The organism is Kitasatospora putterlickiae (assembly GCF_039527695.1).
GTDB classification, from domain to species: Bacteria; Actinomycetota; Actinomycetes; order Streptomycetales; family Streptomycetaceae; genus Kitasatospora; species Kitasatospora putterlickiae.
The window spans coordinates 21991-30653 of record NZ_BAAAKJ010000108.1 but is presented as its reverse complement, the minus strand read 5'-3'; the positions used below and the strand labels follow the sequence as shown (position 1 = coordinate 30653).

The window sequence follows — 8663 nt, the reverse complement described above, 5'->3', positions numbered from 1 at the left end:
CCGCCGCGTCCCCGGTGACGCGCGTGCCGTCCTCGCCCTGCCCGGTGTCGCCGGCCTCCTCGCCGAGGCAGCGCCCGACGAGTTCGCGAAGGTCACCGTCTGGCTGGACGCCCTGCGCAGCCTGGAGCTGCTGAGCCTGTCCCACCTGGTCCCCGACGCCCGTGCCCTTCCGGAGGAGAGCATCCGCTTCGCCCACCTCGACGAGGCCTGGGTGCGGGCGGCGGTCGACGGCGCGCTGAGCGTGGGCGTGGGCCACACCCTGGACGCCGACCTCAACGCCCTCGCGGCCGGGGGAGGCCCGGTCCCGAAGTGCGCCGTGCTGATCAACTCCAGCCTGGTGGAGAACTGGCCCAAGGCCATCCTCACCGCCTACCAGGGCACCCGCAGCGTCGAACCCGTGCGCGAGGCGGTCTTCGGCACGCGGATCCGCCTGGCGATCTTTCCGGTACTCATCGACCGGGTCGAACTCGCCGAGCCCCCGCGCGGCCTGTGCTTCGGCATCGGCGACCTCGGCACCATCGACCTCCGCGCGATCGAGGGGGACGGCATCGGCCACCCCATGGGCGAGTTCCCGCCCGCCCGAGCGAGCTCGGACACCTTCGGCCGCTTCGCGCGGTTCCTGCGGGACGGGGAACGGGACGTCCTCAACGTCGGCGGTACCGGTGACGCGCTGGTGCCCGCGCTGTCCCGGGCCCACGGGCTCGCCGAAAGCCAGTGGATCTCCTCCGCGCAGTTCGCCCTGCAGATGATCAACGCGCCGCAGGCGCAGACCTTCTCCCGGCCCTGAGGCCCGACCACCCCGCACCGACGAAAGGACCCCCGGACCATGTCCGTGGACAACACCCTCATCGTGCCGGTCGAGGTCGCGGCCCTCGCCGTGAACCGGCAGACCCGCGACACCGCCACCCCGCACACGTTCCACCGGTGGATCACCAACTTCAAGGACATCGGCGAAGGCGTCCCCGCGGAGCCCGCCCCCTTCTCCAGCCCCGAGGAGTGGACCGGGAGGGAGGACCGCCTCGGCGTCTACCTCCAGTGGGAACTGCCCGCCGCCCTCACCCGCGGCCGCCACGACGAGGAGGAGGGCGTCGGAGAGTTCCCCCTGGTGCCCAACCGCTGGCTCGTCGTACGCCACCGGGACAGCACCCGCGCGCTCAAGGCCTGGATCGTCGAGAGCGACCACCTCGACCCCATGAACGGCACCGTCTCCTTCCCCAACCCCGACTTCGACACCGGCCCCGACAACGAGGAACCCCCCGCCACCCTGCTCGGCAAGTGCCACGAACTCACCGGCCCCTGGCGCGAGCCCGACGGCAGGCGGGACGCGTTCCTCACCGCGATCGGCCCCGGCCTGCTGACCTTCCCGGTCTTCCAGCCCTACAACAGCAACGTCTTCTCCCTCCACGACACCCTCCTGGACACCCCCGAGGACCAACCGCCCGCGCGGGAACGGCTCAGCTACCTCGTGGCCGGCTGGTACGCGGACCCCGACAGCGACATCCTGGCCGGCACCGAAGGACTCGCCGGACTGCTGGAACGCCTGCGGTGGACGCCGCCCGTCGGCTCCGGCAGCGGCATCCGCTCCTCCGTCTACTCCGGAACGGTCCTGGGCCTGGACTGGGACCTCAACGGCCCCGTCCCCGACTCGCCCTGCCCGGCGCCTGCCGACGTCACCACGATCGTGTCCAACAGCATCGCCGAGTCCGTCGCCGAACTCGGCGCCCAGGCCGGCGGCCACGGCGCCCTCTCGGACGAAGAAGCCGACCTGTTCCGGGCGTTCCTGCTCGGCGGCATCGACGCCCTGGAGGAACGCGACCGCCCCGAGGCGGACATCCTCACCGACCGCCGCGCCCACGACAGCGCCTTCGGCCCGGTCCCCGGCGGGTACCGGTGGTTCATCGGCGAACGCGGTGAGGAGACCGGCCGCACCACCTCCCGCGCCACCCGAGCGGCGGAGGCCGACACCGTCGCCGACCTCAACCGCCGCCAGGCCGAACACGACGCCACCGAAGCCGAACTCGACGCCGCCCGCGAACACCTCTACCACCTGTGGTGGCTCAGCCGTCTGCCACGCCGCTCCACCGACTTCGACGCCCGCATCGAGGACGAACTCGACAGGACGATTCCCGACGGCGCCGCCGGTCGCGTGGCCGCCCTCGCCCTCGACCTGGCCCGGCAGCGCGCCGAACTGCCCTGGGGCCGGAGCGAGTCGGACCTGGCCGCGCGCATCGACGCCCTCCACCCCGCCTACGGATCCCGTGCCGCCCGCCGCCTGATCCGGGTGCCCGCCGCGGACTTCGAGTACAGCGCCGACCCCGTCCTCACCCTGGAGGGCGCCAACCTCCACGCCCCCCTCACCCGGGACACCGCCCTGCCCTGCCGCACCCCCGAACGCCTGATCACGCGTGCCTCCGGCACCACCACCGCCGACGTCGCCCCCGTCGCCGCCCAGATCGACCTCACCGGGCAGCAGCCCGCCTGCCTGCCCGCCCTGCTCAGCGAGTTCCTCATCCTGGAGCGCGCCCTGCGCGGCGGCGACATCCGGGACGTCACCGGCACCCTGCCCGAGTACGGCACCACACCGTGGGCGATGCCCTGGCAGCCCCTGTTCCTGCTCTGGAAGGCCGAGTACTTCCCGCTGCCCTTCCGCGACGGCGACCGGCCGCACTGGGACTTCGTCGACGGCTCCCGCTACCAGTGGAAGGGCACCGGAGAACCCGGCGCGCCGCTCGTCGTCTCCGGCCGCCAGATCCTCGCCCCCAGCGCCGGCCACATCGTCGACGGCACCGTGCAGAGCTACGCCCGCGTGCGCGCCGACCTGCCCGCCGACGCCCTCCTCGGCGTCCGCTCCCAGGCCCGCGAGGCGAACTACCTCTCCCAGACCCTCGACGGCTTCGGCGCCGCCATCGCCCAACGCCGGCCGCTCGCCGGCCTGCAGCCCACCGGCGCCCTCGCCGACCTCATCGGCAACGGCGACTACCCCCCGCCGGACCCCGGCGCCCCGCCCGCCAGCGACTGGGACCCGGACCCCGAATCCACCTTCCAGGAACTGCGCGCCGGACAGCTCGCCTTCCTCGACCTGGCCGTCGTCGACCGCTTCGGACGCTCCGTCCACCTGATCGCCAGGGCCGCCCACTTCAAGCCCGAGATGCCCGACACCATGCGCCCCGCCCACCCCGTCAGGGACTACGACTCCGACCGGCTGGTCGAACTCGGCCCGCGCCTGCTCCAGCCGGCCCGGCTTCGCTTCGACTTCCTCGCGGCCACCACCGACGAGGACACCGACCTGACCCCCGGGACCAACCCCGTCTGCGCCTGGCTGCTGCACAACCGCCTCGACCGCTCCCTCGTCCTCCACACCCCCGACGGCGCGAGCCTCGGCGAACTGCGCGTCACCCTGAACACCGCGGGCACCCGCGAGGTCTCCTGGACAGCCCTGCCCGGCTCCGAAGTGACCGACTTCGCCCAGCTGGAGGCACTCGCCCCGCACCCCTACCGGCTGCTCAACGCGGTGAAGACCCGCGGGCCGCAGACCTTCGACGCCTTCCGGTCCACCCTCGACCGGGCCTTGGAGACCATCGACCCGGACGGCCCGGCCGACCCCGGCCTCGGCTTCCTCCTCGGCCGCCCGCTCGCCCTCGTCCGCACCCGCCTCACCATGGACCTGCGCGGCCCGCTGCGTACCGACGTCAGCTGGCAGAACCTCTTCCGGCCGTCCCCGTCCGAGCTGCCCACCTACCCCTGGACGATCCGCCTGGGCGAGGCGCAGCAGAGCGACGACGGCCTGGTCGGATACGTCCTGGACGACGACTACGGGCACTTCGAGACGGTCGTCGACCCGGCGGCCGGCGGCGGGGACTACCTGCGGCCCATCGGCGACACACCCGGCCTCAACCTGGACTTCGGCGACCACAACACGGCGGTGGCCACCGTGCTGCTGGACCCGCGCGCGGCCGTACACGCCACCACGGACCTCCTCGCCACCAGGAAGGTCTTCGTCCCGCAGGAGTTCACCGACCCCGCGATCGCCCGGATGGCGGTCAACTTCCGCACCGGGCCCCTGCTGGCCGCCACCACCGCCCTGCGCGGCCCCCAGGACGAAGACGAGGAGACCGTCCTCATGCCGGTACCGGCCGGCGTCGTCGGTACGTGGAGCTGGTCGGAGAACCGCGGCGGACAGTGGGAGAGGCTGCCGGTCCTCGGCCAGGACCAGTACGACCTCCCCCTCGCCGGACCCGAGATCCGCTCCGGCTTCCTCACCCTCGACAACGCTGCCGCCCACACCCGCGCCGACGACTGACCGGCCGCCACCGCCGTCGCCGTTTCGTGCCGCCCCTCTCCGTGGCGGCACGGCCACCCACCCCCAAGGAGCCGATCGTGACCGTGGTCGTCCAGACACAGGACGCGGGCAGCACCGCGAACGAGCCGCTGCTGTCCTACACCCCCACCACCACACCCAGTCCGTTGAAGGCCTCGCCGGAGAACCCGCAGGCTCCGGAGGAACTCGGGGAGATCGTCATCGCCGTCGCCCGGCAGAGCGGCACACAGGCCGACGTCGAATGGATCAGGGTGAAGGTCCCGGCCGGGACGATGGCACCCGACCTCGCCACCGACCTGAACAAGATCAGCCCGCGGATCAGCCTCACCGGCTGGACCGCGCGCCTGGACGAATCCGCCAAGGAGTTCGTCTTCACCCCCACCGGCAGCCACGCGCCGATCGGCCCCGGCACCGGATTCACCGTCCAGCTGTCCGACATCCCGATCAGCCGCAAGGTCGGCACCGCCCCCGTCACCGTCACCGAACGCTCCCGCGCCGGAAGCTCCGCCTTCCAGGACCGGTCCACGGTCTTCAACCTCGGCAAGTTCCCCGCCGACTTCTACCTGCGCAACCTCCAGTGCGAACCCTCCATCATCCCCAACGGCGGCGACGTCAAGCTCACCTGGGAACGCTCCGCCAACGCCACCTACGAGCTGCTCTACCCGGGGACCAACCGGGACGTCACCACGCGCGAGGAACTCGACGTCGAAGGCATCACCTCCGACACCACCTTCTACATCCGCGCCACCACCGGCGACCCCACCAACCCCGTCGTACGGATCGTCTCCACCCAGGTCACCGTCATCAAACCCGACCTGGACATCGGCAACCTTGACGTTCACGGCAGGATCGTCACCCGTGGCGAGTTCACCGCGAAAGGGAAGATCGAGGCGGAAAAGGGGGTCGAAATCAGGGGCGTGACCTCCGTGCTGAGGGAGCCGCTCTCGATTCGTCCGGCCGCTCAGGGCGCTTGGAGGAATCTCAGCGTCACCGCCGACGCGATCCTCACCATTCAGGTGAATCCCCATGGGGCGGTAAGCGTCGATGTCGGCTTCGGGGAAATCGAGATAAAATCCCACTATCACAGCGACGATAATGAATGGAGCCGGCCTTTCGTCACTTTGCCCGTTCGGCCGGGAGGTTTCAAGGTGCGGGTGGACCGAGTAGGGGACAGCGGATCTCCGTCTTTCCTTTGCCACATGCTCGGCGGTGGATCCTTGATGTGACGCCCACGTGGAGCGTCAACGATCCTGAAGTCCGATCCCGGGCCACTCCGTGGCGCGGGCCCCGGTCGGTGACGCCGCCCCGGATCCTGCCGTTGGACAGCCGGGCGGCGCCGTCTCACGTCAACTTGGCGGGGGCGACGGTGAGCGTGTGCGAGTTCCGCTGCGTCGTGACGAGGGGCTCGACGCCCGGTGCTCCAGCCGTGACCAGCGCATAGGCGCGGGCGAGGGTCTCCAGGGCCTCGGCCCCGTGACCGGGGTTCCTCTCGGCGACGGCCTGCGCCTCCGAGCCGATGGCGGCCAGGAGCTGCTCGCGGGCCTGCGCGCCGGCGGGCGAGAGCGGAGCCCGCTCCGCTACCACCAGCGGGATCTGCCGGATCCCCTCGTCCGTCGCGGCGTTCCCGGCCGGTACGGCGGTGTCGTCACTCACGTGTCTTCCTCCCGAAGAGAAGTCGATCTTCTGCGGTCACCGTAGCCATCCCGCGGGCAACACGCCTGACCCGGCGGGGCGCGGCCGAAAACATGGCCAGAACCGCGCACCGCCCACTCTCATATGCTCGCTGACCGCCTACGACGACCACTCACCCTTCGCCTCATTCCTCTAGGCGCGGCTCAGGATCCAGACGCCGTAGGCGTCGTTCGCGGGGTGCAGTTGGTAGGTGCCCGCTCGCAGGTCGACGCGCAGGCCGGCGGCGGTCAGATCCGCCTCGAATTCGGCCGGGGTGTAGTTCCTGGCGTGCGGTGGTGGGTCCTGGAGGTGGAAGCCGACCAGGATCCGGCCGTTCTCGCCGAGCACGTCGCGCATCGCGCCCAGGGCCCTGCGCTCCGTGCCCTCGGCGAGGAAGATGAGGACGTTGCCCACGCAGACGACCAGGTCGAACGGGCCGTCGTCGGGGCGGAGGCCGAGGATGTCGCGTTCCTCGATCGGCAGCCCGGGGTAGGTCTCCCGGGCCTGCCGGACCAGGGCTTCGTCGGGCTCGATCGCGACCACGTCGTGCCCCTGGCGCAGGAGTGCCGCGGTCACCCGGCCCATGCCGGCGCCGGCGTCGAGCACCCGGGCGCCGCGCCGCAGGAGCGTGTCCGCGAGCCGGGCCTCACCGTCGACGTCCTCGCCCGCGGCGATGAGCTCGGCGAACCGCTTGCCGAAGTTCCCGCTCTGCCCCGCCTGCTGCCAGCGGGTTCGCCGTGTCGTCATCGGTATCGGTTCGCCGGGCGGCAGCGTGATCCTGTCCATGGTCGCATCCTAAAACGATGGCGCCGACACCGGTCATGGCCGCTGAAGTGCTCGTCGGGCGCCTGTGACGGACCGCTCGAAGGCCGGACGGCCGGCAAACGCGTCACTGTCGACTGGCATCATCGTGCGGTGGCCGGTGTCGGCCGGTGACCCGCGTCACGGGAACCGGTGTTCCCGCTCGGACAAGGCATGACGTGAACCATCCCCACTCCCGGCTGCGGGCCGGGAATCCCGAAGCGTTCCGCGACCTGTTCCGGGACCACTCCTCCCTGGTGTACCGCCACGCCGTGCGCGTGACCGGGAACTGGGCGCTGGCCGAGGACGTGGTCTCGCTGACCTTCCTCGAAGCCTGGCGCCTGCGCGGGAAGCTCCGCGACGAGGGCGACAGCCCGCGCCCCTGGCTGATGGGCATCGCCGTCAACGTGCTGCGCAACACGACACGAGCCGCCCGCCGCCACAGCGCGGCCATGTCCCGCGTGCCCGCGGCCGACCCGGTCCCCGACTTCGCCGACGAGCTCGTCGGGCGCATGGCCGACTCCGAGGAACTCGCGGCCGCCCGCAAGGCGCTGGCGCGCCTGCGGCGACCGGAACGCGAGGTCTTCGCGCTGTGCGTGTGGTCCGGGCTCGGCTACGCGGAGGCGGCGGCCACCCTCGGCGTGCCCGTCGGGACCGTGCGTTCGCGCCTGTCCCGCGCCCGCACCCGGCTGCGCAAACTCGCGGACGAGGAACTGCGCCGCGCGAAGAGGACCACGGAACCCCTCCCGCCCCCCGGACAAACACAGGGCAGCCGCGACACCGCGGCCCGGCCGCACAAGGAGACGCACCGATGATCCGCAACCCGCGTCGGCGCAACGAACCGCTCGACCACGCGGAACTGGCCCGCCTCCTGCCGGCGCCGGCCGACCCCCGCCTGGCGGCCGACCGCCAGGACCTGATCGAGGAATTCCTGATGAACGAGATCCACCGGTCCGACCGCGACCCCGCGCCCTCCCCGGCGCGGCGCCCGCTGCGCCGCGCCGCCCTGATCGCCGCGCCCGTCGCCGCGGCCGCGGCCCTCGCGCTGGTCGTCTCCCTGGGCAGCCCGGCCGACACGACGACGGCGGCTCCGCGGCTGGTCAAGGCGCCCGTCGTGCAGATCGAGGAGGGGAGTACCGTCCAGCTCGCCTCGACGGTCCGCGAGATCGCCGCCGCCGCGACGGCGAACCCCACGCCCCAGCCGGGGCCGGGCCAGTACATCTACGTCAAGAGCCGGGTCTCCTTCATGGCCGGCAGTCTCAACGCGGACACCGGGGAGTCCGCCACCTGGGTCCAGCCGCTGCACGACCGGGAGGTGTGGAAGTCCCCCGACGGCACCCGGGGCTGGCTGGACGAGCCGGGCTACCAGGACAAGGGCGGCATCGCGCTGGACAACGGCGACCCCCGCAAGCAGCTGACCTACCAGTGGCTCGCGGCCCAACCCGCCGACCCCGACGCCCTGCTGAAGTTCGCCTACTCGACGGTGAGCGGCACCCGGGACCGCGACCAGCAGGCGTTCAACGAGATCGGCTCCATCATCCGCGAGCAGCTCGTCCCCTCCGGCCTCGCCGCCGCGCTCTACGAGGCGGCCGGCAGGATCCCGGGCGTCGTGGTGGTCGAGCACGCACAGGACGCCTCCGGCCGGGACGGCATCGCGTTGGCGCGCCTGGACCCGCAGACCGGCGAGAGGTCGGAGTGGATCTTCGACCGGGAGAGCCACCAGTACCTCGGCAGCCGGGGCGTGCAGGTCCGGGAGTTCAACGGCGTCAAGCCCGGCACGGTCGTGGAGCGCACGTCCATCGTCGCCCGGGCCGTCGTCGACACCAGGAACCAGCGCCCTGGCGCCGGACAGGCCACCGCCTGACGGCGCCGC

At 72.1% G+C, this 8663-nt stretch carries 6 protein-coding genes and 1 pseudogene; 5 read left to right on the top strand and 2 right to left on the bottom strand.

Annotated features, from left to right (window positions below):
• The 3 genes and pseudogenes from ABD308_RS11495 to ABD308_RS11485 form a co-directional block, all read left to right on the top strand.
• Nucleotides 1-787, top strand: a pseudogene (locus ABD308_RS11495) (hypothetical protein); the annotation flags it as partial.
• Nucleotides 788-826: 39 nt separating this feature from the next.
• Nucleotides 827-4300, top strand: a complete 3474-nt coding sequence (locus tag ABD308_RS11490) for a hypothetical protein (RefSeq protein ID WP_344331959.1) — start codon at nucleotides 827-829, stop codon at nucleotides 4298-4300.
• A 77-nt stretch (nucleotides 4301-4377) separates the two neighbouring features.
• The gene (locus ABD308_RS11485) at nucleotides 4378-5544 is read left to right on the top strand and encodes a hypothetical protein (RefSeq protein WP_344331956.1); all 1167 of its coding nucleotides are present in this window, start codon (nucleotides 4378-4380) and stop codon (nucleotides 5542-5544) included.
• Between the two features lie 115 nt (nucleotides 5545-5659).
• On the opposite strand, the gene ABD308_RS11480 is transcribed toward ABD308_RS11485, so the two are convergent.
• Complete coding sequence (locus tag ABD308_RS11480; protein WP_344331954.1) at nucleotides 5660-5971, bottom strand: hypothetical protein; 312 nt, start codon at nucleotides 5969-5971, stop codon at nucleotides 5660-5662.
• A 171-nt stretch (nucleotides 5972-6142) separates the two neighbouring features.
• Complete coding sequence (locus ABD308_RS11475; protein WP_344331952.1) at nucleotides 6143-6775, bottom strand: class I SAM-dependent methyltransferase; 633 nt, start codon at nucleotides 6773-6775, stop codon at nucleotides 6143-6145.
• Nucleotides 6776-6969: 194 nt separating this feature from the next.
• Between ABD308_RS11475 and ABD308_RS11470 the strand changes: the two genes are divergently transcribed.
• Both ABD308_RS11470 and ABD308_RS11465 read left to right on the top strand, forming a co-directional pair.
• A complete protein-coding gene (locus ABD308_RS11470; RefSeq protein ID WP_344331951.1) occupies nucleotides 6970-7605 on the top strand; it encodes an RNA polymerase sigma factor in 636 nt (211 codons plus the stop codon).
• The gene (locus tag ABD308_RS11465) at nucleotides 7602-8654 is read left to right on the top strand and encodes a CU044_5270 family protein (protein WP_344331950.1); all 1053 of its coding nucleotides are present in this window, start codon (nucleotides 7602-7604) and stop codon (nucleotides 8652-8654) included. Before ABD308_RS11470 ends, ABD308_RS11465 begins: the two co-directional genes overlap by 4 nt.
• Nucleotides 8655-8663: the final 9 nt, after the last annotated feature.

Coding starts and splice junctions, on each gene's coding strand:
- ABD308_RS11465 (WP_344331950.1), top strand. CDS start 7,602: ATGATCCGCAACCCGCGTCGGCGCAACGAACCGCTCGACCACGCGGAA.
- ABD308_RS11475 (WP_344331952.1), bottom strand. CDS start 6,775: ATGGACAGGATCACGCTGCCGCCCGGCGAACCGATACCGATGACGACA.
- ABD308_RS11490 (WP_344331959.1), top strand. CDS start 827: ATGTCCGTGGACAACACCCTCATCGTGCCGGTCGAGGTCGCGGCCCTC.